Annotated in this window: 22 protein-coding genes; 12 read left to right on the forward strand and 10 right to left on the reverse strand. The window is 66.8% G+C overall.

The window, feature by feature from the left end; all coding sequences use genetic code 11:
• Positions 1 to 30: 30 nt before the first annotated feature.
• The 3 genes from moaB to SAMIE_RS04240 are packed head-to-tail and all read right to left on the reverse strand — an operon-like array spanning position 31 to position 3,121.
• A complete protein-coding gene (gene moaB / locus SAMIE_RS04230; RefSeq protein WP_066698531.1) occupies positions 31 to 558 on the reverse strand; it encodes a molybdenum cofactor biosynthesis protein B in 528 nt (175 codons plus the stop codon).
• The gene (locus tag SAMIE_RS04235; RefSeq protein WP_066698528.1) at positions 558 to 2,348 is read right to left on the reverse strand and encodes a lytic transglycosylase domain-containing protein; all 1,791 of its coding nucleotides are present in this window, start codon (positions 2,346 to 2,348) and stop codon (positions 558 to 560) included. The genes moaB and SAMIE_RS04235 overlap by 1 nt, the downstream gene beginning before the upstream one ends.
• Entirely contained in the window at positions 2,345 to 3,121 is a 777-nt protein-coding gene (locus tag SAMIE_RS04240; RefSeq protein WP_066698521.1) for a uracil-DNA glycosylase family protein, read from the reverse strand. The genes SAMIE_RS04235 and SAMIE_RS04240 overlap by 4 nt, the downstream gene beginning before the upstream one ends.
• 83 nt (positions 3,122 to 3,204) lie before the next feature.
• Here SAMIE_RS04240 and SAMIE_RS04245 point away from each other — a divergent pair, with 83 nt between their 5' ends.
• From SAMIE_RS04245 to SAMIE_RS04275, 7 genes are read left to right on the forward strand one after another with little or no spacing between them, the layout of a single operon-like run.
• Positions 3,205 to 4,857 carry an electron transfer flavoprotein-ubiquinone oxidoreductase gene (locus SAMIE_RS04245; RefSeq protein WP_066698518.1) on the forward strand — a complete coding sequence of 551 codons (1,653 nt, stop codon included), beginning with the start codon at positions 3,205 to 3,207 and terminating at the stop codon, positions 4,855 to 4,857.
• Positions 4,858 to 4,882: 25 nt separating this feature from the next.
• Positions 4,883 to 6,496, forward strand: a complete 1,614-nt coding sequence (locus SAMIE_RS04250) for a tetratricopeptide repeat protein (RefSeq protein WP_066698513.1) — start codon at positions 4,883 to 4,885, stop codon at positions 6,494 to 6,496.
• Complete coding sequence (locus SAMIE_RS04255; protein ID WP_066698511.1) at positions 6,483 to 7,361, forward strand: 4-(cytidine 5'-diphospho)-2-C-methyl-D-erythritol kinase; 879 nt, start codon at positions 6,483 to 6,485, stop codon at positions 7,359 to 7,361. The genes SAMIE_RS04250 and SAMIE_RS04255 overlap by 14 nt, the downstream gene beginning before the upstream one ends.
• Complete coding sequence (locus tag SAMIE_RS04260; protein ID WP_066698509.1) at positions 7,358 to 8,074, forward strand: N-formylglutamate amidohydrolase; 717 nt, start codon at positions 7,358 to 7,360, stop codon at positions 8,072 to 8,074. The genes SAMIE_RS04255 and SAMIE_RS04260 overlap by 4 nt, the downstream gene beginning before the upstream one ends.
• Positions 8,071 to 8,406 carry a hypothetical protein gene (locus SAMIE_RS04265; RefSeq protein ID WP_066698506.1) on the forward strand — a complete coding sequence of 112 codons (336 nt, stop codon included), beginning with the start codon at positions 8,071 to 8,073 and terminating at the stop codon, positions 8,404 to 8,406. Before SAMIE_RS04260 ends, SAMIE_RS04265 begins: the two co-directional genes overlap by 4 nt.
• Entirely contained in the window at positions 8,406 to 9,797 is a 1,392-nt protein-coding gene (locus SAMIE_RS04270; protein WP_066698504.1) for a bifunctional ADP-dependent NAD(P)H-hydrate dehydratase/NAD(P)H-hydrate epimerase, read from the forward strand. Before SAMIE_RS04265 ends, SAMIE_RS04270 begins: the two co-directional genes overlap by 1 nt.
• Complete coding sequence (locus tag SAMIE_RS04275) at positions 9,794 to 10,996, forward strand: class I SAM-dependent RNA methyltransferase (protein ID WP_066698502.1); 1,203 nt, start codon at positions 9,794 to 9,796, stop codon at positions 10,994 to 10,996. Before SAMIE_RS04270 ends, SAMIE_RS04275 begins: the two co-directional genes overlap by 4 nt.
• A gap of 42 nt (positions 10,997 to 11,038) precedes the next feature.
• Here SAMIE_RS04275 and SAMIE_RS04280 read toward each other — a convergent pair whose 3' ends face one another.
• The 3 genes from SAMIE_RS04280 to SAMIE_RS04290 all read right to left on the reverse strand — a co-directional run bounded on the left by SAMIE_RS04280 (position 11,039) and on the right by SAMIE_RS04290 (position 14,898).
• Positions 11,039 to 12,244 carry a type III PLP-dependent enzyme gene (locus SAMIE_RS04280; protein ID WP_066698499.1) on the reverse strand — a complete coding sequence of 402 codons (1,206 nt, stop codon included), beginning with the start codon at positions 12,242 to 12,244 and terminating at the stop codon, positions 11,039 to 11,041.
• 147 nt (positions 12,245 to 12,391) lie between these two features.
• Entirely contained in the window at positions 12,392 to 13,564 is a 1,173-nt protein-coding gene (locus SAMIE_RS04285; protein WP_066698496.1) for a carboxynorspermidine decarboxylase, read from the reverse strand.
• A gap of 128 nt (positions 13,565 to 13,692) precedes the next feature.
• The gene (locus SAMIE_RS04290) at positions 13,693 to 14,898 is read right to left on the reverse strand and encodes a saccharopine dehydrogenase family protein (RefSeq protein ID WP_066698996.1); all 1,206 of its coding nucleotides are present in this window, start codon (positions 14,896 to 14,898) and stop codon (positions 13,693 to 13,695) included.
• Between the two features lie 197 nt (positions 14,899 to 15,095).
• Here SAMIE_RS04290 and SAMIE_RS04295 point away from each other — a divergent pair, with 197 nt between their 5' ends.
• Positions 15,096 to 15,836, forward strand: a complete 741-nt coding sequence (locus SAMIE_RS04295) for a sulfite exporter TauE/SafE family protein (protein WP_066698494.1) — start codon at positions 15,096 to 15,098, stop codon at positions 15,834 to 15,836.
• A gap of 3 nt (positions 15,837 to 15,839) precedes the next feature.
• Here SAMIE_RS04295 and SAMIE_RS04300 read toward each other — a convergent pair whose 3' ends face one another.
• Positions 15,840 to 17,423, reverse strand: a complete 1,584-nt coding sequence (locus SAMIE_RS04300) for a cisplatin damage response ATP-dependent DNA ligase (protein ID WP_066698492.1) — start codon at positions 17,421 to 17,423, stop codon at positions 15,840 to 15,842.
• 121 nt (positions 17,424 to 17,544) lie between these two features.
• Positions 17,545 to 18,537, reverse strand: coding sequence for a ligase-associated DNA damage response exonuclease (locus SAMIE_RS04305; protein ID WP_066698994.1), 993 nt, complete (start codon positions 18,535 to 18,537; stop codon positions 17,545 to 17,547).
• A 129-nt stretch (positions 18,538 to 18,666) separates the two neighbouring features.
• On the opposite strand from SAMIE_RS04305, the gene SAMIE_RS04310 reads away from it, so the two are divergent.
• The 3 genes from SAMIE_RS04310 to SAMIE_RS04320 all read left to right on the forward strand — a co-directional run bounded on the left by SAMIE_RS04310 (position 18,667) and on the right by SAMIE_RS04320 (position 21,567).
• A complete protein-coding gene (locus SAMIE_RS04310) occupies positions 18,667 to 19,887 on the forward strand; it encodes a DUF3419 family protein (protein WP_066698490.1) in 1,221 nt (406 codons plus the stop codon).
• Positions 19,884 to 20,549, forward strand: a complete 666-nt coding sequence (locus tag SAMIE_RS04315; protein ID WP_066698487.1) for a class I SAM-dependent methyltransferase — start codon at positions 19,884 to 19,886, stop codon at positions 20,547 to 20,549. Before SAMIE_RS04310 ends, SAMIE_RS04315 begins: the two co-directional genes overlap by 4 nt.
• A 94-nt stretch (positions 20,550 to 20,643) precedes the next feature.
• Positions 20,644 to 21,567, forward strand: coding sequence for a glucokinase (locus SAMIE_RS04320; RefSeq protein ID WP_066698480.1), 924 nt, complete (start codon positions 20,644 to 20,646; stop codon positions 21,565 to 21,567).
• 4 nt (positions 21,568 to 21,571) lie between these two features.
• Here SAMIE_RS04320 and hemA read toward each other — a convergent pair whose 3' ends face one another.
• Positions 21,572 to 22,798, reverse strand: coding sequence for a 5-aminolevulinate synthase (gene hemA, locus SAMIE_RS04325; RefSeq protein WP_066698478.1), 1,227 nt, complete (start codon positions 22,796 to 22,798; stop codon positions 21,572 to 21,574).
• Positions 22,799 to 22,973: 175 nt separating this feature from the next.
• Positions 22,974 to 23,777, reverse strand: coding sequence for a glutamate racemase (gene murI, locus SAMIE_RS04330; RefSeq protein WP_066698476.1), 804 nt, complete (start codon positions 23,775 to 23,777; stop codon positions 22,974 to 22,976).
• Between the two features lie 117 nt (positions 23,778 to 23,894).
• Here murI and SAMIE_RS04335 point away from each other — a divergent pair, with 117 nt between their 5' ends.
• A complete protein-coding gene (locus SAMIE_RS04335; protein WP_066698474.1) occupies positions 23,895 to 24,971 on the forward strand; it encodes an acyltransferase family protein in 1,077 nt (358 codons plus the stop codon).
• The last annotated feature ends 13 nt before the right edge of the window (positions 24,972 to 24,984 follow it).

A 24,984-nucleotide genomic window follows, 5' to 3' on the forward strand; every position in this document is an offset into this window, starting at 1 on the left:
TAGAAAGAACAAAAAGTCAATCGAGGCGGGTCAGCGCTCGGTCAGGCGGGGCATGAGTTCGACGAAGTTGCAGGGGCGAAAGCGGCTGTCGAGCTGGCTCGCCAATATGCCGTCCCATGCGTCCTTCACGGCACCGGTCGATCCGGGCAGCGCGAAGATATAGGTGCCGCGTGCGACGCAGGCGGTGGCGCGGGACTGGATGGTGGAGGTGCCGATGCTCTGGTAGCTGAGCCAGCGGAAGAGTTCGCCGAAACCGGGAATTTCCTTGTCCTGCACCTGACGCAGCGCTTCGGGGGTCACGTCGCGCCCGGTGACGCCGGTGCCGCCGGTGGTGAGGATCACGTCGATGTCGGGATCGTCGATCCATGCGTGGAGGCGCGCGACGATGGCGGATTTATCGTCCTTTTCGATGTGCCGTGCGGCGAGGATGTGCCCGGCGCTTTCCAGCCGTTCGACCATCGTGTCGCCTGAGCGGTCCTCGGCCAGCCCGCGTGTGTCCGACACGGTAAGGACGGCGATGCGGACGGGGAGGAAGGCGCGGCTTTCGTCGATCGGCATCAGTCCGATCCGCCGCCCGCGCTCGCGACCGGGGACATGCGGCCGTCGGCCTTGCTGAGGCGCACCAGCTTCATGCCCTTGGCGGTGGGGAACGTCGGCCAAAGCCCCTGCGCCATGCCGGTCAGGCAATCGGCGCGGCCCTTCGCCTGAATCTGATACATCCAGTAGTTGCGCATCACGATGTTCACATAGGCGCGCGTTTCGTAATAGGGCAGGGATTCCATGAAGAGCAGCGGATCGCCCTTGTCATGGACCTGCGTGTTCCAGCGCTCCACCGGCAGCGGTCCGGCATTATAGGCGGCCATCACCTTGGGGAGCAGGCCGCCGGTCGCGCCCATGTCGCGTAGCGCTTCAAGGTAGCGCTGGCCATATTCCATGTTGGTCGATGGCACGAACAGGCGGGCCGGATCGGAAAGTCCCACGTCTCCCGCCGTGCCGGGCCGCACCTGCATCAGGCCGCGCGCGCCCGCGCTGCTGACGACATCGGTGCGGAAGCCCGATTCCTGAAGCGTGTGCGCGAAAACGAGCGAGGGATCGACGCGCCAGCCGCCGTCCGGGGTCCATGCAGGCGCGGGGAAGCGGGCGAAGCTGCCCGGCTGCATCCCTGCCGGGCCGTTATGCGCCAGATAAAGCTGGGTCGCGGGCAGGTTCAGCGCGTTGGCGAGGCGCAGCAGCGCGTCATATTGCGAAGTGCCGCCGATCTTCGCCTGATAGCGGAGAAGTTCGTCGGCGCGGCCATTCTCGCCAATGGCCGACAGGGCGACGGCGGCGCGGGCGTTGGGGCTTTCCTTGAGCTTCTGCCACTCCAGCGCGCCGAAGCGCGGACCGGCGGGCGCAGCGCCGAGCGGTATGCCCAGCGATTCCCGCGCGAGCAGGCCGTAGAAGGTTTCGTCGGCACGTGCCGCCTGCCGGAGATAGGCCTGCACCTTTTCCGCCTGACCGCAGACCATATAGGCGCGCGACGCCCAATAGGCGCCCGCCGCGCGCATATCGGCGTCACCCGCGAGCGCCGCCACATTGGCGAAGGCGGGGGCGGCAGCGCGGCAGTCATTCTGCCGCCACGCGGCAAGGCCGGTGGTCCAGTGCGCCTGCACCGTCCAGTCGCCAGCCGTGCGCGCTTCGAGCGCGCGGGCGGCCATGCGGCGGGCGTTGAGATCGTCATTTTCGATATAATAGGCCCATGCGACGCGCTGGCGCACCTCGGTGAGGCCTTCGGGCGTCAGGCCCGCTTCCCCGGCGGCCAGCAGCCCTTCGGCACCGACCGGATCGTCATTCTTGACGAAGGTCTGGATCTGGCCCGCCAGCGTCTGCGCCAGCAGGTCGCTCTTCGTCGCGGCGACATATTGGCGGCGCGGGGCGGAACCGAGCCAGACGAGCTTCTGGATCTGCGGCAGGTCAGGCAGCAGGGTGGCGCCGCGTTTCTGCGCCAGCCGCGAAAGCTGGTCCGCCTTGGGCAGCCATGGCGCCTTGTTGATGAGGTCCAGCAGGTCGAACAGCTCGACGCGGGGCGACCCCTTGGCAAGATAGAGTTCCGAGAGCGCCACGGGGCGCAGCGCGTCCTGCGGATCGAGCGCGGCGATCATCGCCTTTGCGTCTGTCCACTGCTGCGCCTGAAGCGCGGAGAAAATGGCGCGGTAGCGGGTCTTGTCGCCATCAGCGAGTTGCAGCGGCGAGGCATCGGCCGAGGCAATGTCCGGGAGCGCCGCGACGGTTTCGGCCCGCGCAGGGGTGGAGGCCGCAAGACCGGCGGCCAGAGCAAGGCTGGTCAGGTAAAGGGCGGCGCGGTTCACGGGTTCACATCCTCGATCAGGCATTGCAGGGCGCGCCAGCATTCCGCCTTCGCCGCGGGCTGTCCCAGCAGCAGGCGCGGATGGAATGTGGCGATCGCGGGAACAGTGCCGCCCTCATGGTTAAAGCCGCGTAAACTATTGGGCGCGTCGTCACCGTTCGTCGGCAGAAGCGCACGGGCCGTCCTGTCGCCAAGGATCAACAGCCGCCGGGGCCGGGCGGCGGCCACATGCGCCCGCATGCGCGCCGCAGCCTTTTCCAGATCGGCAGCCTCCACCATCCCGCCGGGCGGCCGGGCGAAGAAGAGGGAGGCGATGTTGGTGATGGACCGTTCCGTCCCGATGGCCCGTAGCATGGCGTCGAACAGCGCGCCTGCCTTGTCGGCCAGAAGCGTTCCGGCGTCGGCGTCCGCAGGATCGGGCATGTCGGTCACGACCATGAGCGGCGCATCGACAAGCGCGGAGGGATAGACCGGGCGCGATGGCCAGCGCCGTTCGACATGGCCCGCATCCTGTTTCAGCCACGCAAGAAAGGACGGCAGGTCGCGCGGTATGGACACTGCCGGAGCAGTGGAGTGGGATGCGGTTTTCGGCGGCGCTTCCGATGGCGCGGGGCGCAGCCAGTCGACCGGCGCTTCCGCGACGGCGCATTCCACGCCCGCAAGCTGCCACCACGCCAGATAGGCGTCGGCGACCAGCGCCGCATTGTCCTGCCCTGAACCCCGCATCGTCTTTCCCTTGGGCCAGAGGTTGACGAGGGGGTCAAGCTGCTTCATCGCCTTGGCTGGTAAATGGTTGGCTGAATGCGGCGATCGGAAGCAACGGGGTGCAGCCCGCCGATGCCCAAACGGAGGGACGAATGAGCGAACGGGAATCGATGCCCTATGACATCGTCATTGTCGGCGGGGGACCGGCGGGGCTGTCGGCGGCGATCAGGGCCAAGCAGCTTGCGAACGAGGTAGGGCAGGAACTGGCCGTCTGCGTGCTGGAAAAAGGGTCGGAAATCGGCGCGCATATCCTGTCGGGGGCGGTGGTCGATCCCAGGGCGCTGGACGAACTGCTGCCTGAGTGGCGGACCGGCGGGTGCCCGCTGGCCGAAGTGCCGGTCACGGATAATCGCCACTGGTTCCTGACCAAGAGCGGCAAGATGAGCATGCCGCACCTGATGACGCCGGGCTGGATGCACAACAAGGGCACCTATACCGGATCGCTGGGCAATCTCTGCCGCTGGCTGGCCGAACAGGCCGAGGGGCTGGGCGTCGAAATCTTCCCCGGCTTTGCGGCGGCGGAAATCCTCTATCATGAGGATGGCAGCGTGAAGGGCGTCGCCACCGGCGACATGGGCATCGACCGCGAGGGCAACCGCAAGCCCGACTATCAGCCGGGGCTGGAGCTGCACGCGAAATATACTTTCTTCGCGGAAGGCGCGCGCGGGCATCTGACCAAGATCCTCAAGCGCCAGTTCGCGCTCGACGCCAATAGCGAGCCGCAGGTCTACGGCCTTGGCATGAAGGAATTGTGGGATATTGATCCCGAGAAGCACCAGCCCGGTCTCGTCATCCATACGCAGGGATGGCCGCTGACGGACGCCTATGGCGGCGGCTTCCTCTATCATCAGGCGAACGGGCAGGTGGCGCTCGGCTTCGTGGTGGGCCTTGGCTACCGCAACCCGCATCTCTATCCGTTCGAGGAGTTCCAGCGCTGGAAGCAGCATCCGGCGATCCGGCATCATCTGGAGGGCGGCCGCCGCGTTTCCTATGGCGCGCGCGCGATCAACGAGGGTGGATGGCAGTCGATCCCGACGCTGGCCTTCCCCGGCGGCGCGCTGATCGGCTGTTCGGCGGGCTTCGTCAACGTGCCGCGCATCAAGGGCACGCACACGGCGATGAAGTCGGGCATGCTGGCGGCCGAAGCGGCGTTCGCCGCGGTGCAGGCGGACCGGTCGGGCGATGTCCTGTCCGACTATGAACCGGCGGTGCGGTCGAGCTGGATCGACAGCGAGCTGCAACTGGTCAAGAATGCCGAACCGCTGCTCGCCAAGTTCGGCAACACGCTGGGCACGGTGCTGGCGGGGATCGACATGTGGATGCGCACGCTCAAGATCGGGCTGCCCTTCACCATGAAGCACAAGCCCGACGCGGAGAAGATCTGGCCCAAGGACGCGTGCGAGAAGATCGTCTATCCCAAGCCCGATGGCGTCATCAGCTTCGACCGGCTTTCCTCGGTGTTCCTCAGCAACACCAACCATGAGGAGGACCAGCCGGTCCATCTGCAACTGAAAGATCCGGCGGTCCCCATCGCCTATAACCTGCCCCTTTATGACGAGCCGGCGCAGCGTTATTGTCCCGCAGGCGTCTATGAGGTGGTCGGTCAGGAAGAGGGCAATCCCCGCTTCCAGATCAACGCGCAGAATTGCGTCCACTGCAAGACGTGCGACATCAAGGATCCGACCCAGAACATCAACTGGGTCGTACCCGAAGGCGGCGGAGGACCGAATTATCCCAATATGTAGGCGCCTGGCGATCCTGCCCATCGCGATGATGCTGGCCCCCGCCGGGGCCGGCGCTTCGGTCGATCCGGAGAGCGCGCTTCACGCCTATGCGCGGGCGCGGCTCGCCGATGGCGAAGGGGCGCTCGGCATGGCGGTGGAAAATTATCGCAACGCGCTGCGGCAAGACCCGGCACGGATCGAGATCGCCCGGCGGTCCTATGTGCAGGGGCTGGAAAGCGGGGACCGGGCGCTGGCGCTGCGGTCGGCGGCGCTGCTGGACGGCGCGGGTATGATGCCGCGCGACGGCACGCTGCTGCTGATCGGCGAAGCATTGGCGCGCAGGGACTGGGGCGGCGCTTCGGCGCTGGTCGACCGGATGACGGGCGAGGGCAATTTCGCATTCCTCGCGCCCATCGTGCGAAGCTGGATCGCGCTTGGCGAGGGGCGTTATGCGCCGCCGGTCATCGAACCCAAGGACAGGTTCGCTGCGCTGGGCGCGCGCTATGTCGACGAACATGCGGCATTGCAGACTATCATGAAGGGGGATGTGCAGGCCGCCGTCCCGATGATCCGCCGCGCTCTCGCGGTGCGGGGGCGGGATGGCGGGCCGCTGCGCATCGCCTTCGCCGCGCAACTGGCGGGCAAGGGCGCGAAGGCCGAAGCGCTGATGCTGCTGCCGGTGGGCGACCCGGATTTCGCGACGGCGCGCAGCGACATCGGGAAGGGCCGTGTCCCTTCCGCGTCGATCACGCCCGCGCAGGGCTATGCCCGGCTGCTGGCCCGCATGGCCATCGACCTCGCTACCGATCCGGCGGGCGCGACGCTGGGCCTGCGGCTGGTGCGCATGGCGACCTTTGCCGATCCCGATGGCGCGGAAGGGCATATCCTGACCGCCCGTCTGCTGACGGGTCAGGAGCATGGCGCGGCAGCCGCCGCCGTTGCGCGCAATGTCGGGCCGAAAAGCTGGTTCGCTCCGTTCGCGCGCGCCGAACTCGTCGATGCGCTGGCGCAGGCGGGGGACAAGGAAGGGGCGCTGTCGCTGGCGCGCGCGCAGGCGGCGGAGCCGGGCGCAGCGCCCGAGCGGCAGGTGCGGCTGGGCCGCCTTCTTGCCGACCAGCGCGATTTCGATGGAGCGGCGGCGGCGTTCCGGACCGCGCAGGCGGGCTTTGCCGATGGCAAGGTGCCGTGGACACTGCTGCTGTTCGAAGGCAGCGCGCTGGAACAGGGCAAACGCTGGGCGGAAGCGCGCAAGGTGCTGGAACAGGCCGCCATCATCGCTCCGGACGAGCCGATGGTGCTCAACTATCTTGGCTATGCGCAGATCGAACGGCGACAGAATGTCGATGCTGCGCTGGCGCTCATCAAGAAAGCGAGCGCGCTGAGGCCCGACGATCCGACCATCGCGGATTCGCTGGGCTGGGCGCAGTTCGTCACGGGCGATGTCGATTCCGCCCTGCCGTCGCTGGAGCGGGCGGCGGTGGGCGCGCCAGCCGACGCGACGATCAACGAGCATCTGGGCGATGCGCTCTGGACGGCGGGCCGCCGTTACGAGGCGCGCTACGCCTGGGAGGCGGCGTCGGTCTATGCCGAAGGCGAGATCGCGGCGCGGCTGGCGGCCAAGCGCCGGGAAGGGCTGACCCCGGAATATGCCGCTCCCTGACATGGAGGTGGACGCGGGGATCATCGCCGAAACGGCCTATGCCAAGGTCAATGTCGCGCTCCATGTCCGGGCGCGGCGGGACGATGGCTATCATGCGCTGGAAAGCCTGTTCGTCTTCGCCGACCATGGCGATCATATCGTTGCATCGGAGAATGAGGATGGCGCGATCGACCTCGCCATCGACGGGCCGTTCGGCGAAGGGCTGGACGCCGGTCCATCCAACCTTGTCATGCGGGCGGCGCGGGCGCTGCAATCCTATCTGGGGACGGAGCGCGGCGCGGCTCTGCGGCTGACCAAGAGGCTTCCGGTCGCGTCCGGCATCGGCGGCGGGTCGGCGGATGCGGCGGCGACGCTGCGCCTGCTGGCGCGCCTATGGGACGCGCGGATCGGGCAGGACGAACTGGCGGCGCTGGCGCTCGACCTCGGGTCGGATGTGCCCGCCTGCCTCGACAGCGTCACGCAGATGGTGACGGGGCGGGGCGAGGGGCTGACGCGGCATAGCGTCGACGGGCTGGAGGGGATGCCGATGCTGCTGGTCAATCCGGGCGTCGGGGTTTCGACGGCGGCGGTGTTCGCCGGGTGGGACGGGCAGGACAGGGGCGCGCTGGACGCCAGCAGTCTGGACGCGCTGATCGGGCGGGGGCGGAACGATCTGGAACCGCCCGCGCGCGCCATAGCGCCGGTGATCGGTGACGTACTGGCGGTGCTGGGCGAAGCGCCCGGCGTGCGGCTGGCGCGCATGTCCGGTTCCGGTGCGACATGCTTTGCGCTGTTCGACAATCCTGCGCGGATGGCGGCGGCGGCCAGTCTGTGCCGCGCGCATCCGGGCTGGTGGGTGATGGAAACGGGAGTGCGTGGGGTGTGAGCGAAGCCTTTACACGGATCGACGGGGGCGGCCTCGACCTGCTGATCGTCGCGGACCATGCCTCCGCGCGCGTGCCGGATGACATCGACCTTGGTATCGAGGCGGACCTGTTGCGCCAGCATGTCGCAATCGACATCGGCGTGGCGGAGGTCAGCCGCCTGCTGGCCGAACAACTGGGATGCACGGCGATATTGGGCGGCGTCTCCCGCCTCGTCATCGACCTCAACCGGGAGGAAGATGCGCCGGGCCTGATGCCGGTGATGAGCGATGGCCACGCCATTCCCGGCAATCGCGACGCAGACCCCGGCGCGCGGCTGCGACGCTTCCATCATCCCTATCATGCGGAAATTGCGAACGCGCTGGAGGGGATGGCTTCGCCCTTCATCCTTTCCGTCCACAGTTTTACGCCCCGGCTGATGGCCGACCCCGGTCAGCAGCGCCCTTGGGAGATCGGCATTCTCTATAATCAGGACGATCGCGCCGCGCGCATCGCCATCCCGCTGCTCGAAGAGGCGGGGATGATCGTCGGCGACCAGCAGCCCTATTCGGGGCAGTTGCTCAACGCGACGATGAACCGCCACGCCGAAGCGAACGGCATTCCCTATCTGGGCGTCGAGATGCGGCAGGATCTGGTGAGCGATGCGGCAGGTCAGAAGCGCTTCTCCGACCTGCTCGGCCCGATTGTGCTCGCCTGCCGGAGCGCGCTGGCATGAGGGAGGCGTGGGTTCTTGCCGCGCTGCTGGTGGCGGGCTGTGACCGGGCCGGTTCCGGTTCCCCTGCGGGCGAGGCGCCGGACGAGCGGATCGAGTGCAGGGCTTCGGGCGGATGGGCGCGCGACTGCACGGTGGAGCGCGAAGGCGACACGCTGACCATCCGCCATGCGGACGGCGGCTTCCGCAGGCTGCGCATCCTGACCGACGGGCGCGGGCTGGAGGCGGCCGACGGTGCGGAAGGCGCGAAGGTCACGATCATCGACGGACAGCGGATCGAAGTGACGGTGGGTGCGGAAGGCTATCGCCTGCCCGTCAGGATCGCGGGCCGGTGATGGACGGGCCGCCGATCCTCACCGCAATGCAGATGCGGGCGGCGGAACAGGCGGCCTTTGATGCCGGGACCGACCCCTATGCGCTGATGGAAAAGGCGGGCGCGGGCGCGGCGGAAATCATCTGGCGGACCGGGCACAGGCGCGACACGCTGGTGCTGTGCGGGCCGGGGAATAATGGCGGCGACGGCTTCGTCATCGCCCGGCTGCTGCGAGACAGGGGCGTGACTGTCCGCGTGGCGGCATTGGGGGAAAGCCGAACCGCATCGGCGCAGCGGGCAAGAGTGGCGTGGGACGGTCCGGTCGAGGATATGTTGATCGCCGCCGGTGCCGGGCAGGTGGTCGATGCGCTCTTCGGCACCGGCCTGACGCGGGGGCTGGAAGCGCCGGTTGCCGCGCGGCTGTGTGAGCTGGTCGAAGGGGCGACGCTCTCCCACGCTGTCGACCTGCCGAGCGGGGTGGGTGGCGACGATGGCGCGCTGCTGTCGGATGTGCCGCGTTACGGGATCTGCGTGGCGCTGGGCGCTTTCAAGCCTGCGCATCTTCTCTATCCGGCGGCGGGACAGGCGGGTCGGCTGGCGCTCGTCGATCTGGGCATTTCGTTACCGGGCACAGTCCGCCGCCTCGGTTCCCCGGCGCTGACGATGCCCGGCCCTGACGCTCATAAATATAATCGCGGGCTGGTGGTCGTCATCGGCGGCGGCATGGCGGGCGCGAGCCAGCTTGCGGCGGTGGCGGCGGCGCGTTCGGGGGCGGGGGCCGTGCGTCGGCTCGCTATCGGCGGGATGGTGGCGGAGCCGCACGCGATCATCCAGCGACGGGCGGAGCAGGGCGATGCCGTGGCTCGGGAACTGGAGGACGAACGGATCGGTGCGGTGCTGGCGGGGCCGGGCCTTGGCCTCGACCAAGAGGCTGGCGGGCGGCTGACAGCGGCGCTGGGATCGGGGCGACCGCTGGTGCTGGACGCCGATGCGCTGACATGGGCAGCGAAGGACGCCGCCCTTTCCGTGCCTGGGGGAAGCATCCTGACGCCGCATGAGGGCGAGTTTCAACGGCTTTTCGGCGATCTTCGGGGCAGCAAGGTCGACCGCGCGCTGGCGGCGGCGCTGCGGGTCGGGAGCGTGGTGGTCTATAAGGGACCGGACACCGTCATCGCCGCGCCGGACGGGCGCGCGAGAGTGGCGAGCGGCGGTTCGACATGGCTTTCGACCGCCGGAACGGGCGACGTGCTGGCGGGGCTGGCCGCCGGGCGGCTGGCGGTGACGGGCGATCCGTTCCGGGCGGCCTGCGAAGCGGTGTGGCTGCATGGCGAGGCGGCGCGGCGGAGCGGAGCGGCTTTCATCGCGGACGATTTGCTCCGCGCGCTGCCAGCGGCTATCGCCGCGCGATTGTGAGCGACAGCGACGTAGACAGCATCATCCGCATTGCGGCGAAAGGCGACGGCGTCACCGCCGACGGCCGCCACTTTCCCCTGACTGCGCCGGGCGACCGGGTGGATCGCGATGGAGCTGTCCACTTCGGTGTCCACCATGCGACGCCGCCCTGTGTTCATTTCCCGGCATGCGGCGGGTGCCGGCTGCAACATCTGGACGAGGAAAGCTACGCCGACTTCGTGACCGGGCGGGTCGTGGGGGCGTTGGCGGGACAGGGGTTGGAGGCAGGCACGGTCATGCTGCCGCATCTCTCACCACCCCGGACCCGGCGGCGGGCGGCGCTGCGCGCGGCGCGGTCGGGCAAGCGGGTGACGATCGGTTTCGCGGAGGAGGGGAGTCACACGCTCATCGACCTTTCGATGTGCGAAATTCTGGACCCGCGCCTGTTTGCGCTGGTCGCACCGCTGCGCGGGTTGCTGGCGTCGATCCTGCCGGACCGGCGTGCGGCGCATGTGAAGATGTCGCTGATCGACCAGGGGGTCGATCTGCTGCTGGAAGGCGTCAGGGTCGAGGGGCTGGCAGCGGACGAGGCGCTGGGCGATTTCGCGCGGGCGCAGGGTCTGGCGCGCCTCACCATCGACGAGGGGGACGGGCCGCAGACGCGCTGGGAGCCGGAGCCTGCGACGATCAGCTTCGGCGGCGTTCCGGTCGGTTTTCCGCCCTTCGCCTTTCTCCAGGCGACGCCCGATGGCGAGGCGGCGCTGGTGGAGGCGGTGCGGGACGCCCTGCCGGAGAGCGGCGCGATCGCCGACCTGTTCTGCGGGCTTGGCACTTTCGTGCTGTCTGTGGGCGCGCGCCCTGCCTATGCGGCGGAGGGCGCGCGCGACGTGATCCTGTCGCTGAAGGCCGGCGCGGGGCGGGCGCAAAGGCGGGTGGCGGCGGACCATCGCGACCTGTTCAGGCGGCCGCTGATGCCCGAGGAGCTGAACCGCTTCGCCGCCGTCATCCTCGATCCGCCCCGTGCCGGCGCGCGCGAGCAGGTGTTGCAACTGGCGCAGTCGGCGGTGCCGGTCATCGCCTATGTGTCGTGCAATCCGGCGAGCTTTGCGCGGGATGCGGCGCATCTCGTCACGGCGGGCTATCGCCTTGAAAGCGTCAAGCCGGTGGGCCAGTTCCGCTGGTCGACCCATGTGGAAATGGTCGGAATCTTCCGTCGGTAAGGGAAAGCCCCGCCGCTTTGGGCAAGCGGCGGAGCGAATGGCTTATTTGCCGAGCTTGATGATCGTGGCGCGGCGGCGCGGCGTCACGCTTTCGGTGTAGAGACTGGCCATCGGCTCATCCTCCACCTCGATGGTCGCGTCCGACGTGAAGCCATTGAAGCCGGTCCGCATCGCCGCGCCATAAGCGCCGAGCATCCCGATCTCTATATAATCGCCCGCCTGCACGTCCGCCGGGAGCATGAACGGGCCGACCATATGGTCCATGTCGTCGCAGGTGGGGCCGTAGAAGGCGAAGCCCTCCATCGGCTCGATGCCCGCCTCATCGCGCAGCAGCTCGACCGGGAAGCGCCAGCCAAGGTGCGCCGCGTCGAACAGCGCGCCATAGGCGCCGTCATTGATATAGAGTTCGTTGCCGCGGCGGCGCTCCACGCGCACCACGACCGAGCTGTATTCGGCGGACAGCGCCCGGCCCGGCTCGCACCAGAGTTCGGACGAATAGCTGACCGGCAGGCTTTCGAAGCCGCGATGGATCGCCTCGAAATAATGTTCGAGCGCGACCGGCTCCATGCCCGGATAAACCGAAGGGAAGCCGCCGCCGACGTCGATGATGTCGACCGTGACCGCCGCTTCGACGATGGCGGCGCGCACGCGCTCGATGGCGTCGCTATAGGCCTGCGGGCTCATCGCCTGGCTGCCGACATGGAAGCAGATGCCGAGCGCATCCGCCGCCTGCCGGGTGGCCATCAGCAATTCGCGCGTTTCGCCGGGTTCCGCGCCGAATTTCGACGCGAGCGAGAGTTCGCTATGCTCCGACGACACGCGCAGGCGCACGCACAGTTCCAGATCGGTCGCATCGCCCGTGGCGCGCATGATCTTTTCCAGCTCGTCCATCGAATCGAGCGAGAAGGTGCGAACGCCGTAGCGGTGATAGGCTTCGGCGATGGCTTCCTCAGCCTTCACCGGGTGCATGAAGCAGAGCTTGGCCTGCGCGCCCATGGCAGCGAGCGAATCCGCAACAAGCCGCACTTCGGCGATGGAGGCCACGTCGAAATGCGTGATCCCCGCTGCGTAAAGCGTGCGGATCAGGTCGGGAGACGGGTTCGCCTTGACCGCATAGAGAGACCGTCCCGGAAACTTCTCGACAAAGAAGCGGGCGGCCCGCGCAGCGGCGTCGGGACGAATCAGCGTTACCGGTGCTGCCGGTTTGAGGGCGGTCGCTACCCCCAGCGCGCTATGATGCTTGTGCAACTCAAGGGACCTCCAGTGTAGTTCAGGCGAATAAGCTGCCTTGCGGTGGAAGTCCCATGGGGCAGCGGACGGTCGATATATGCCGAGGGGTCCCCCCTGTAAAGCGCATGCGTAAATTTTGTTGCGCCGGAGGCTGTAAACTGTGCGTCAGGAAAGGCGAGCTTTGAAGTCATTGTAGCTAAAGGATTTTATCTCTCGCAATTCGTCTGTTTCGCTGTTCCAGAGCCAGATCGCGGGGAGGGGCACGCCGTTGAAGGTATTGGTCTTGACCATCGAATAATGCCCCTGATCGAGGAAGGCGATGCGCGCCCCCGGTTCCGCGCCGCCGGGGATTCGATAATCGCCGATGATGTCGCCCGCGAGGCAGGAAGGGCCGCCCAGCCGCGTGACCGGACCCTCGCTCTCCTCATGCAGCATGGCGGGGCGATAGGGCGCCTCGATCACGTCGGGCATGTGGCAGGTGGCGCTGATATCGGTGATGGCGACGGGCATGCCGTTGTCGATCACGTCGAGGATTTCGCCCACGAGAATGCCCGCGTCTAGCGCCATCGCTTCGCCCGGTTCGATATAGAGGGTAAGGCCGGTCTGCGCCCTGATGCGTTGCAGGAAGGCGACGAGATCGTCGATCTGGTAGTCGGCGCGGGTGACGTGATGGCCACCGCCGAAGTTCAGCCATTTGAGATGGGGAACATGCGGCATCACGCGCGATTCGATGGCGTCCCATGTCCGTTGCAGCGGCAGGAAATCCTGTTCGCACAGATTATGGATGTGGAGGCCGGATACCCCTTCGAGATGTTCGGGCATGAGCTGGTCGATGGGAAAGCCGAGGCGGCTGTGCGGTTGCGACGGGTCATATTTAGGGACTTCGCCCTCCGCATGGAGCGGGTTAAGGCGCAGGCCGATGTCGAAGTTCACACCGTTGCTGCGGGCCGCGTCGATGACCGGCTTCATGCGCGCGATCTGGCCGGGGCTGTTGAAGATCACATGATCGCTGATCTTGAGGATTTCGGCGAGATCGTCGGGCTTGTAGGCGGCGCAATAGGTCGCGACTTCGCCCCCATATTCCTCGCGGCCGAGGCGCGCTTCGTAGATGCCGGACGCGCAGACGCCGTCCAAATATTCGGCGACCACTCCGCCCAGCGACCACATGGAGAAGGCCTTCAGCGCGCCCAGCACCTTTATCCCCGCGCGGTCGCCGATGTCGCGCAGGACGGACAGGTTCCGCCGGATCGCGGCTTCATCCACCACGAAGGCGGGCGAGGGGACGCGGTAGAGGTCGAAGCGGGCGAAAGCGGCGGGATCGCCGGCGCGGGTTTCCATGGGTCGTTCACCTAGCCTGCCCCACCGTCACCCCGGACCTGATCCGGGGTCCCGCTGCCTGTAGCAACGGTGGAGAAGAAGCGGGACCCCGGCTCAAGGCCGGGGTGACGTCAATCCTGCCGAGGCCGTCAGAAATCCAGCGGCGCGTCCAGTTCCTTCACCTGCCAGGGCAGGCCATGTTCGTTCAGCATGTCCATGAAGGGATCGGGATCGAACTGTTCGATGTTGAACACGCCTTCCCCTTTCCACGCGCCGGTCAGCATCAGCGCCGCGCCGATCATCGCGGGCACGCCGGTGGTGTAGCTGACCGCCTGATTGCCGGTTTCGGCATAGGCGTCCTCATGGTCGCAGACATTGTAGACGTAGACGGTCTTCTGCGCCCCGTCCTTCTCGCCCGTCGCGATGTCGCCGATGTTGGTCTTGCCTTTGGTGGTGGAGCCGAGGCTCGACGGTTCGGGCAGCACGGCTTTCAGGAACTGGAGCGGGATGATCTCCTGCCCGTTATACATCACCGGGTCGATCCGGGTCATGCCGACATTCTGGAGCACTTCGAGATGTTTCAGATAAGCGTCGCCGAAGGTCATCCAGAAGCGGATGCGCTTGATTTCCGGATAGTGGGTCGCGAGCGATTCCAGTTCCTCATGATACATGAGATACATGTTCTTTTCGCCGACCTGATCGAAGTCGAACACCTGTTTGTGGCTGAGCGCCGGGCCTTCGATCCACTCGCCGTTCGACCAGTGGCGCGAGGGAGCCGTCACTTCGCGGATGTTGATTTCCGGGTTGAAGTTGGTCGCGAAATGCTGGCCATGGTCGCCGCCGTTGCAGTCGAGAATGTCGAGCGTGTCGATCCGGTCGAGCAGGTGCTTCCTGATGTAGCTCGCAAAGACGCTGGTGACGCCGGGATCGAAGCCCGAACCGAGCAGCGCCATGATGCCCGCTTCCCTGAAGCGGTCCTGATAGGCCCATTGCCAGCTATATTCGAACTTCGCGGTGTCGCGCGGTTCGTAGTTCGCGGTGTCGAGATAGTCGGTCTTCGTGGCGAGGCACGCGTCCATGATCGCCAGATCCTGATAGGGAAGGGCGAGGTTGACGACGAGTTTGGGCTGCACCCGTTCGATGAGAGCGATGGTTTCGTCCACATTGTCGGCGTCCACCTGCGCCACGTCGATGGTGACGCCGGTGCGCCCCTTCACCGATTCGGCGACCTTCTCGCAGGAGACGATGCGGCGGCTGGCAAGGGTGATATGGCTGAAAATATCCGGGTTCATCGCCATCTTGTGAACCGCGACGGAGCCGACGCCACCCGCGCCGATGACCAGAACCTTGCTCAATGACTTCTCCATTTTCATGCCCGCGCTCGTCCGCGCGAAAGCGCCCATATAGGGACGGAGCGTGACAGCGCAAAGTCAGTTGCGCGCCCCGCCCGGCGGCGCCGGGCCAGCCTCTCGCGCGAACGTCGATTTTTTGCAGACGGACCGCCATCTTTTGCTAGACGCGCCGGAAATCGGCGGCGGAGCGAGACAGCGATATGGACAGCCAGACGATATTGACGATCGCCCTGCTGATGGGGCTGGGCGCGGCACTCTATACGGCGGTGGGGCATGCGGGGGCATCGGCCTATCTGGCGATCATGGCGCTGTTCAGCGTTGCGCCCGCGACGATGAAGCCGACCGCGCTGGTGCTCAACATTCTGGTGGCGACCTTCACCAGTTTCCGGTTCATTCGTGCGGGGCAGTTCGACCTGCGGCTGGCGTGGCCGTTCATCGCGGGGGCGGTGCCGCTCGCTTTTCTGGGGGGGAGCATCCATCTGCCCGGCGAGGCATACCGCCCGCTGGTGGGCGGGGTCCTCCTCCTTGCGGGTGTGCGGCTGCTCTGGCCGCGTCCGCTGGCGAAGCAGGCGGAAATCGGCAGACCGCCGGTCTGGGCCGCGCTGGCGAGCGGGGCGGGCGTGGGGCTGCTGTCGGGACTGACGGGAACGGGCGGCGGGATCTTCCTCAGCCCGATCCTGCTGTTCTTCGGCTGGGCCTTGCCGCGTCAGGCGAGCGCGACGGCGGCGGTGTTCATCCTGTGCAATTCGGTCGCGGGCCTTGCGGGCAATCTGTCGAGCGTCGGGCGGCTGCCAGCCGAACTGCCCTATTATATCGCGGCGGTGGCGGTGGGGGCGGTCATCGGCACCAGCCTTGGCGTCAGGCGCCTGCCGGCCGGGCGGCTGCTGCAACTGCTGGGCGTCGTGCTGCTGATCGCCGGGGGCAAGCTGATCTTCACCTGATCGTCAGATGACGAGCTTTCTGAGGGCGTCCACGGTGTCCGCCTCGTGCGCGGGCTTGTCCTTGCGAATGCGGGCAATGCGGGGGAAGCGCATGGCGAGGCCCGATTTGTGGCGCTTGCTGTCGTGGATGGAATCGAAGGCGACCTCCAGCACAAGCGTCTTCTCCACTTCCCGCACGGGGCCGAAGCGGTTGACGGTGTTCTGGCGGACGAAGCGGTCGAGCCATTTCAGCTCGTCGTCGGTGAAGCCGCTATAGGCCTTTCCCACCGGCAGAAGTTCGCCTTCGTCCGTCCAGCAGCCGAAGGTATAGTCGGAATAGAAGGACGAGCGTTTGCCGTGGCCGCGCTGCGCATACATCATGACGCAGTCGGCGGTCAGCGGATCGCGTTTCCATTTATACCAGAGAGCGGCCTTTCGCCCGGCGACATAGGGGCTGTCGCGGCGCTTGAGCATCACGCCTTCGATGGCGGCATCGCGGGCGCCCGCGCGGATGTCGGCGAGGGTGTCGAAGCTGTCCGCTTCGATCACCTGCGACAGATCGAAGCGGTCGGGGGCAAGGGTCGGCATGAAGGCTTCCAGCCGGGCGCGGCGGTCGGTCCAGGGCAGGGCGCGCAGATCGTCATGCCCCTCGATCAATAGGTCGTAGAGGCGCACGAAGGCGGGATAATCCTCCATCATCTTCGTGGTCACCGCTTTTCGTCCCAGCCGCTGTTGCAGGGCGTTGAAGCTCGCCGCTTCCCCTCCCTGAAACTCGCCCTTCACCAGCAGTTCGCCGTCCAGCACCGCATGGCCGGAGAAGGCGGCGGCGATTTCCGGGAAGCTTCCCGAAATATCGTCGCCCGCGCGGCTGTAGAGCCGTGTTTCGGTGCCGGTGCCGACGATCTGGATGCGGATGCCGTCCCATTTCCACTCTGCCGCATAATCGGCAAGGTCGACGCTGTCGGCTTCGAGCGGGTGGGCGAGCATGAAGGGACGGAAATAGGGCGTGCCTTCGGGATCGGGGCGGCCGCTGCGTCCTTCCGCCCAGTCGAACAGCGCGGCATAGGGAGGGGAGAGCGCGTGCCAGACCTGCTCGACATCGTCCACGTCCAGACCGAACGCCTGCGCGAAGCCTGTCTTGGCGAGACGTGCGGAGATGCCGACGCGCAGGCCTCCAGTCGCGAGTTTCAGCAGGGCGAAGCGGCCCGAGGAGTCGAGATGATCCATCATCGCCGCGAGGGCGTCGGGCGCGGCGGCGCGGCTGACATTGTGCAGGCGGTCTATGACGGCGGACAGGCTTAACGAGCCATCGTCGATCTCCGGCGGCTGATCCTCCCGCTTGGGCCAGAGGAGCGCGACGGTTTCTGCAAGGTCGCCGACATAGTCGCGGCTCATTTCGAACAGCACGGGATCGGTGCGGGCGCGGATCATCTCGCCGATGGTGGAGGATTTGACGGCCTTGAGGTCGAGATTGCCGGTCAGCGCCGCCAGCGCCCAGCCCCGGTCCGGGTCGGGCGCGTCGCGCATATAGGCGGCGATGAGATTGAGCTTGCCGTTGCGCGAGCGGGTGTAGACGAGGCCGTCGAGCAGTTGGGAGAAGGCGCGCATCGCTAGATCAACATCCGTTCGGGCTGAGCTTGTCGAAGCCCTCCGCTGAGCGAAGCGAAGTGGCTTCGACTTCGCTCAGCCATGCCCTTCGACAGGCTCAGGGCGAACGGAATAGATGGCATCATCCTTCATCCTCATCTTCACGGCCAACGAGCGCGAGGGCGCGGGCGCGGATCTGGTGGGTCATGCACCAGTGGAGCAGCGCTTCTTCCCGCCCGTGGGTGATCCACGTTTCGGTGGGCGCGACTTCGCGGATGGTGTCGGTCAGTTCGTCCCAGTCGGCATGGTCGGATATGACGAGGGGGAGTTCGACATTCTTCTGCCGTGCCCGTTGCCGCACGCGCATCCAGCCCGACGCCATCGCCGTAATTGGGTCCGGCAGGCGGCGGCTCCAGCGGTCGTTAAGGGCGGAAGGCGGCGAGAGGACGATGTGGCCGCGCATGTCCTTCGCCGCAACGCCGGTCGCGGGGCGCAGTTCGCCCAGATCGACGCCGAAATCCCGGTAGAGGGCGCACATGCGTTCGAGCGCGCCGTGAATATAGATCGGCTCCCTGTGACCCCGTCCGCGCAGTTCACTAATGACCCGCTGCGCCTTGCCGAGCGCATAGGCGCCGACCAGCACGCAGCGGTCGGGATGGGCGTGCAGCGCGGCGAGCAGGCGGTCCATCTCGCTGCCCGTGTCGGGATGGCGGAAGACGGGCAGGCCGAAGGTCGCTTCGGTCACGAAGATGTCGCAGGGGACCGGCTCGAACGGGAGGCAGGTGGGATCGGGGCGGCGCTTGTAATCGCCGGTCACGACCACGCGCTCGCCCGCATGTTCGAGCAGGATCTGCGACGATCCGAGCACATGGCCCGCCGGCACATAGCGGATCGTGACGCCGCCCATCCGCACTTCCTCGCCATAGGCGACCGCCGTGCCGCTGGCGGTGCCGTAGCGCAGGGCCATGATCGCCAGCGTTTCTTTCGTCGCCCAGACATGGCCGTGGCCGCCGCGCGCATGATCGGCATGGCCATGCGTCACCAGCGCGCGCTCCTGTGGCAACGAGGGGTCGATCCATGCATCGGCGGGGCGGACATAGATGCCGGTGGGGTGCGGTTCGATCCAGTGAGGCATGGACATAGAAGATGGGATGCGCCCTCCCGGTTCCAAGCCCCGTCATAGCGGAGTCACCGGCACGTCATGCGTCCGACACGCCACTGTCCTATCGGCGCGTGGAACGACCCGGCAGCGAGGAGTGGACAGATGGCGGCAGCGGCACATGGAAAGGTGACAGGAGCGGTGCACCGGCACCGGCATCTGTCGAAGCAGGGCTTGCTGGAACGCGCGTTCACCTTCGCCTTTCGCGGCCTTGTCTACGCGCAGATCTGGGAAGATCCGGCGGTCGATATGGAAGCGCTGGCGATCACGCCGGACTGCCATGTCGTGACGATCGCGTCGGGCGGGTGCAATGTGCTGTCCTACCTCACCGCCGACCCGGCACGCATTACGGCGGTCGACCTCAACACCGCGCATATCGCGCTCAACCGGCTGAAGCTGAAGGCGGCGCAGACGCTGCCCGATCATGCGAGCTTTCACCGCTTCTTCGCGCGGGCAGACGACAGGGCCAATATCGCCGCCTATCGCGAAGTCGTCGCGCCGCATCTGGATGAGGCGACGCGGCGTTACTGGGAGGGGCGCGACCTGATCGGGCGGCGACGGATCGGCGGGTTTGCGCGGGGCATCTACCGCCATGGGCTGCTTGGCCGGTTCATCGGCGCGGCGCATCTGCTGGCGCGGCTGCACGGGGTCGATCCCAAACGGATGCTGGAGGCGCGCAACCGCGAAGAGCAGCGCGCGATTTTCGAGACAGAGCTTGCACCGATCTTCGACAAGGGGTTCGTGCGGTGGCTGACGAGCCAGCCCGCTTCGCTTTTCGGTCTGGGTATCCCGCCCGCGCAGTTCGAGGCGCTGGCAGGCGACGCGCGGATGGATAGCGTGCTGAAGGCGCGGCTCCGGAAACTTGCCTGCGATTTCGACCTTACCGACAATTATTTCGCGGTGCAGGCCTTCGGGCGCAGTTATGACGGCGGTGAGGGTCCGTTGCCGCCCTATCTTCAGGCGGCGAACCATGACGCCGTGCGCGATAGGGCCGGGCGGGTCGATGTGCGGCATGTCAACTTCACCGACTTCCTCGGCAGCCAGCCTGCGGCGTCGTGCGACCGCTATGTCCTGCTCGACGCACAGGACTGGATGGACGACGATCAGCTGAACGCGCTCTGGGCGCAGATCACGCGGACGGCGCGGCCCGGCGCGCGGGTGCTGTTCCGCACGGCGGGGGAGCCGAGCATCTTACCCGGACGGGTGGCGGATGCGGTGCTCAACCGCTGGGCATATCGGGCCGACGCTTCGCTCGACTATAGCGCGCGCGACAGGTCGGCGATCTATGGCGGCGTTCATCTTTACGTGCTGAAGGGTGCGGAGTGAGCGATCACAAGGGGCTGATGGAGGGCGTCTATCGCACCCAGCGGCATTTCTATGACGTCACGCGCAAATATTATCTGCTGGGCCGCGACCGGCTGATCGCGGACCTGTGTCCGCCGCCGGGAGGGAGCGTGCTGGAGATCGGTTGCGGGACCGGGCGAAACCTGATTGCGGTGGGCAAGGCATGGCCGCAGGCGCGGCTTTACGGCGTCGATATCAGCGAGGCGATGCTGGAAACCGCGCGGGCATCGGTGGCGAAGGCGGGCATGAGCGGCCGCCTCCGGCTGGCGCAGGGCGATGCGTGCGATTTCGACGCGGAGACGCTTTTCGGGCGGAGTTGCTTCGACCGGGTGTTCATCAGCTACGCGCTGTCCATGATCCCGGACTGGCAGCGTGCGTTGGCGCAGGCGGCGCGCTGTGTGGCGCCGGGCGGGCGGCTGGAGATCGTCGATTTCGGACAACAGGATCGTCTGCCGCGCTGGTGGAAGCGATTGCTGCTGCGATGGCTGGCCGCATTTCATGTGATACCCCGACATAATCTCGGCCCGGTCGTGGCGGAGATTGCGCGGGAGACCGGCGGCCGCGCCCATGCCCGCGCCCTGTATCGCGGCTATGCGGTGCGGGCCGGTATCCGCTGCGGCGCGGAGGGATTTAGTCGTAGATGATCGAGATCAGAGCATAACGATTTGTGTTTCCCTGTCATGTGGTTAGGCTCCGCTCCGAGCCGGCAGATATGACGGCCTTCAGGGGAGGGAAGGGATGCAGTCTGTTGCGGCGGTCGTGGATCGGCAAAGTCCTGCGATTTTGGCATCCGTCGGATCATCGGGGGTCGAATTCGCCCTGCCTTCGTCGATACCGGGCGATGTCCGGGGCATCGAGCGTATCGAAGCGTCCGATTGTCCGACATTTACCGACGCGCTGATGCGCTTTGCCGCGCATCACGGCCTGACCCTGCGGGATTGCCGATTGTTCATGTCCGTGGCGGGCGCCGTCAATGGCTCTACGATCCGACCAACCAATGGGCGCTGGTTCATCTCCCTGTCCGGTCTGAGCGCGGTGACGGCGGGAGAGCCGATGATCGTCAACGATGTCGCGGCAATTGCCTGGGCAACGGCGGATCGGCCCAAGGGGATCGGGTTCGGATCGGCTGCCGATCTGCCCCGCTCGCAGGAAGGGCGTCATGCCATCGCGTCCGCATGGCGCGGAGGTCTGGGGGCCGCATGCGTCGACCGCAGCGAGGGTCATGTCCGCGTCATATCCAGCGAGGCGGGGCATACGCCCTTCGCGGTGCGCGACGAGGAAGACTGGCTGATGGCCAAGGCATGCGTCGCGCGTCATGGCGATGCGTCCTACGAACGGATATTGTTCGACCTGATGGACGGCGTGGTTTTGCACCGGCGGCTGGAAGGCGCGGCGCTCGTCGATGTTTTCACGACGCTGCTGGGGCGTTACGCTGCCGAAGTGGCGTTGACCTTCACGGCGTGGGACGGGCTGTATCTGTGGGGTTCGGTGTTCGAACAGATCGCGGGGGCGCATCAGGGCGAGCGTTTCCGCAAGGCGTTCGAAGGGCATGGCAAGCTCAAGCCGATGTTGCAGCAGACGCCGACGCAGTTATTCCAGCTCCGTAACGGGGCGCTGAACGGACTTTCGATCCTTTACACCCGGCTGATGGCTGGCGGCTGACCGCTCAGGCGGCGCGCCGTTCGGCCTTTTCCAGTTCCAGCCGGTCCCAGATTTCGACCAGCGCCGATACGAGGTCGCGCATCATCTCGTCGGTATGGGCGGGGCCGGGCGTGAAGCGCAGCCGTTCCGTGCCGCGAGGGACGGTGGGATAGTTGATGGGCTGCACATAGGCGCCATATTCGGCGAGCAGGATGTCGCTGATCCGCTTGGCCTTGACCGGATCGCCCACCATCAGCGGGACGATATGCGTGACGGACGGCATCACCGGCAGCCCGGCGTCGGCCATCAGAGCCTTGAGCCGCGCGGCGGACGCCTGCTGCCCTTCGCGTTCCTCGCTCGACTGCTTGAGGTGGCGCACGCTCGCCAGCACGCCCGCAACCAGCACGGGGGACAGGGAGGTGGTGAAGATGAAGCCCGGCGCATAGCTGCGGATCACGTCGATGATCATCTGGTCGGCGGCGATATAGCCGCCCATCACGCCGAACGCCTTGCCCAGCGTGCCTTCGATGATGGTGACGCGTCCGGCGACTTCGTCCCGTTCCGAAATGCCGCCGCCGCGCGGGCCATACATGCCGACGGCATGCACTTCGTCGAGATAGGTGAGGGCGTTATATTCGTCGGCAAGGTCGCAGATGGCGGCAATCGGCGCGATGTCGCCGTCCATCGAATAGACGCTTTCGAACGCGATCAGCTTGGGCGCTTCGGGATCTTCGGCGGCGAGCAGTTCGCGCAGATGATCGACGTCATTGTGGCGGAAGACGCGCTTTTCGCAGCCCGAATTGCGGATGCCCGCGATCATGCTGGCGTGGTTGAGTTCGTCGGAAAAGACGATGCAGCCGGGCAGCAGCTTCGCAAGGGTGGAGAGGGTCGCTTCGTTCGAGACATAGCCCGAGGTGAAGAGCAGCGCGCCTTCCTTGCCATGAAGGTCGGCGAGTTCCGATTCCAGATCGACATGATAATGGGTGTTGCCGCCGATGTTGCGGGTGCCGCCGGAACCGGCGCCGACATCGTGGAGCGCTTCTTCCATGGCGGCGACGACCTTGGGGTGCTGACCCATGGCGAGATAGTCGTTGGAGCACCAGACGGTGATCGGCTTCGGGCCGTTATGGCCGTGGAAGCAGCGGGCGTTGGGGAACGCGCCCTTGTTACGCAGGATGTCGATGAAGACGCGGTAGCGGCCCTCGCTGTGGAGCCGGTCGATCGCCTGAGAAAAGATATGCTTGTAGTTCACTACGCTCGTCTTCCCAATCGCTCGCGCGGCCTTTGTCCGCTGCTTCATCCTCTGCCCGGTTGCCGCGTTTACCTGCGCCGCGGCAGCTTTACCAGCGATAAACGTCCGGCAGATTACGGAGAATCCCTATCAGACTGATCGACGCCGCGCGCCATTGGACAAATGGCCCATGCGGTCACAGCGCCTCGATCCGCTGGATGCCGAAGGTTGCAAGAGCGGGGCGCAGGGCGTCGATGCTGTCGTCGAGGCGAGTGAAGACAGCGACGCCCGGCGGGGCTGCGTCAGGCCATGGCTGACCCTGCGTGAGGAAGGCGATCCGCCGCGCGATGCCGTCGCCGCCATGGACGAAGCCGACGGGGTGCGGCGCAGCGGCGGCGAGTTCGGCCTCCACCAGCGGAAAGTGCGTGCAGGCGAGGACGACCATGTCCATGCGGTCGCCGCCCTGCTGCCGGACAAGGCCCGCCAGCGCATCGCGCGCCACGGCGGGGTCGAGCGGCTCGCCCCGCAGTTTCGCTTCTGCAAGCTCGACCAGCGCCGCCGAGCCATGGCGCAGCACCGTGCAGTCCGCGCCATGTTCGGCGGCAAGCCGGTCGACATAGGGCTGGCGCACGGTCGCGTCGGTGCCGAGCACGCCGAACACGCGGCTTCTGGAGAGGAGCGCGGCAGGCTTGATCGCGGGGACCGTGCCCACGACCGGGATGTCGAGCGCGGCGCGCACGGCCGCGAGCGCAATGGTCGACGCCGTGTTGCAGGCGATGACGGCGAGGCGCGGGCGATAACGTTCGACGAGGCGGCCGAGGAGAGCGGGCACCCGCGCGGCGATTTCTGCCTCGCTCTTGGTGCCATAGGGGAAGCCGGCGCTGTCCGCCGCATAGACGATGGGCGCGGTGGGCAGCATGGCGCGGGCGGGGCCGAGGATCGACAGGCCGCCCACGCCGGAATCAAAGAAGAGGATAGGAGCATCTGGCGCGACCGTCATGCCGCTGATGTCGCGGCAGCGGGCTGGGGTGTCAATGCCCCGCAGCCGAGCGCGGGATTAGGCAAGATTTTACCCTTCGTCTTTACCTTTGCGATCCTGATCGAGGCATGCGGACGGATGGACAGGCAAGAGGGCAGGCAGCATTTCCCGGCGCTCGATGCGCTGCGGGGCATCGCGGCGATCGCGGTGGCGCTGTTCCACGTCCCGGCCTTTATCGGCGGGCAGTTGTTTCCCAGCGCCTATCTGGCGGTCGATCTCTTCTTCTGCATCAGCGGGGTCGTGCTGGTTCAGGCCTATGGCGACAGGCTGGCCGGAGGCGGCGAGCGGTGGCCGGTGCTGCGCGCGCGGAGCGTGCGGCTTTACCCGATGGCGCTGCTGGCGGGGCTTTGCAGCCTTGGCTTCCTGCTGACCCTGAGCGAGCATCGGGAAGCGGTCGTGCGGGGGGCGGGGGCGATGCCCTATCTGCTGAACCTGCTGCTCATTCCCTGTCCGCTGGACGGCAGCGTTACCGGCGACCTTTATCCGCTGAATTTCGTCGCATGGACCCTGCTCGCCGAAATGATCGTCAGCCTGTGCTTCATCCTGCGGCCGGGCTGGTTTCTGGAAGTGCGGCAGGCTGCGGCCGTCGCGCTGATTTCGCTTGTCGCCCTGATCCTGAGTGTCGGCATGGCGGGGCACCTTAACCTTGGCTTCAGCGCCGACCAGTTTCCCGCGGGAATGGCGCGGGCGGGCTTCTCCTTCGCATTGGGGGCGGGGATCGCGCAGGCGTGGCGCAGCGGCCGGTTGCGGCGGACAGATGTGTCGCCGCTGCTGCTCTGCTGCCTCGTCGTCGTCATGCTGTGCGCCGCGCCGCCAAGCGGATGGCGGGCGGCTTATGATCTGGCGGCGGTGATGGTCGCGATCCCGGCTATCGTGACGCTGGGCTGCGGGTCGAAGGTGGACGGACCGATGCGGTGGGCCGCGGACATGCTGGGAAGCGCATCCTATCCGGTCTATCTGTTGCAGGTGCCCTTTTCCGCCTTCGCCGCATCGCTGGTCGCGATGCTGGGGATCGGCAGCGGTTCGCTGGCGCTGGGGGCAATCTTTGCCGTGACGCTGACGGTGGCGGGATGGTGGGTCGACCGCCATATCGACCGGCCCGTGCGCCGATGGCTGACCGTGCAGCGCACCGGGGCGGCACCCGTCATCGCCTGATCGGTCAATCTCG

The organism is Sphingobium amiense (genome assembly GCF_003967075.1).
In the GTDB taxonomy this organism is placed as follows: domain Bacteria; phylum Pseudomonadota; class Alphaproteobacteria; order Sphingomonadales; family Sphingomonadaceae; genus Sphingobium; species Sphingobium amiense.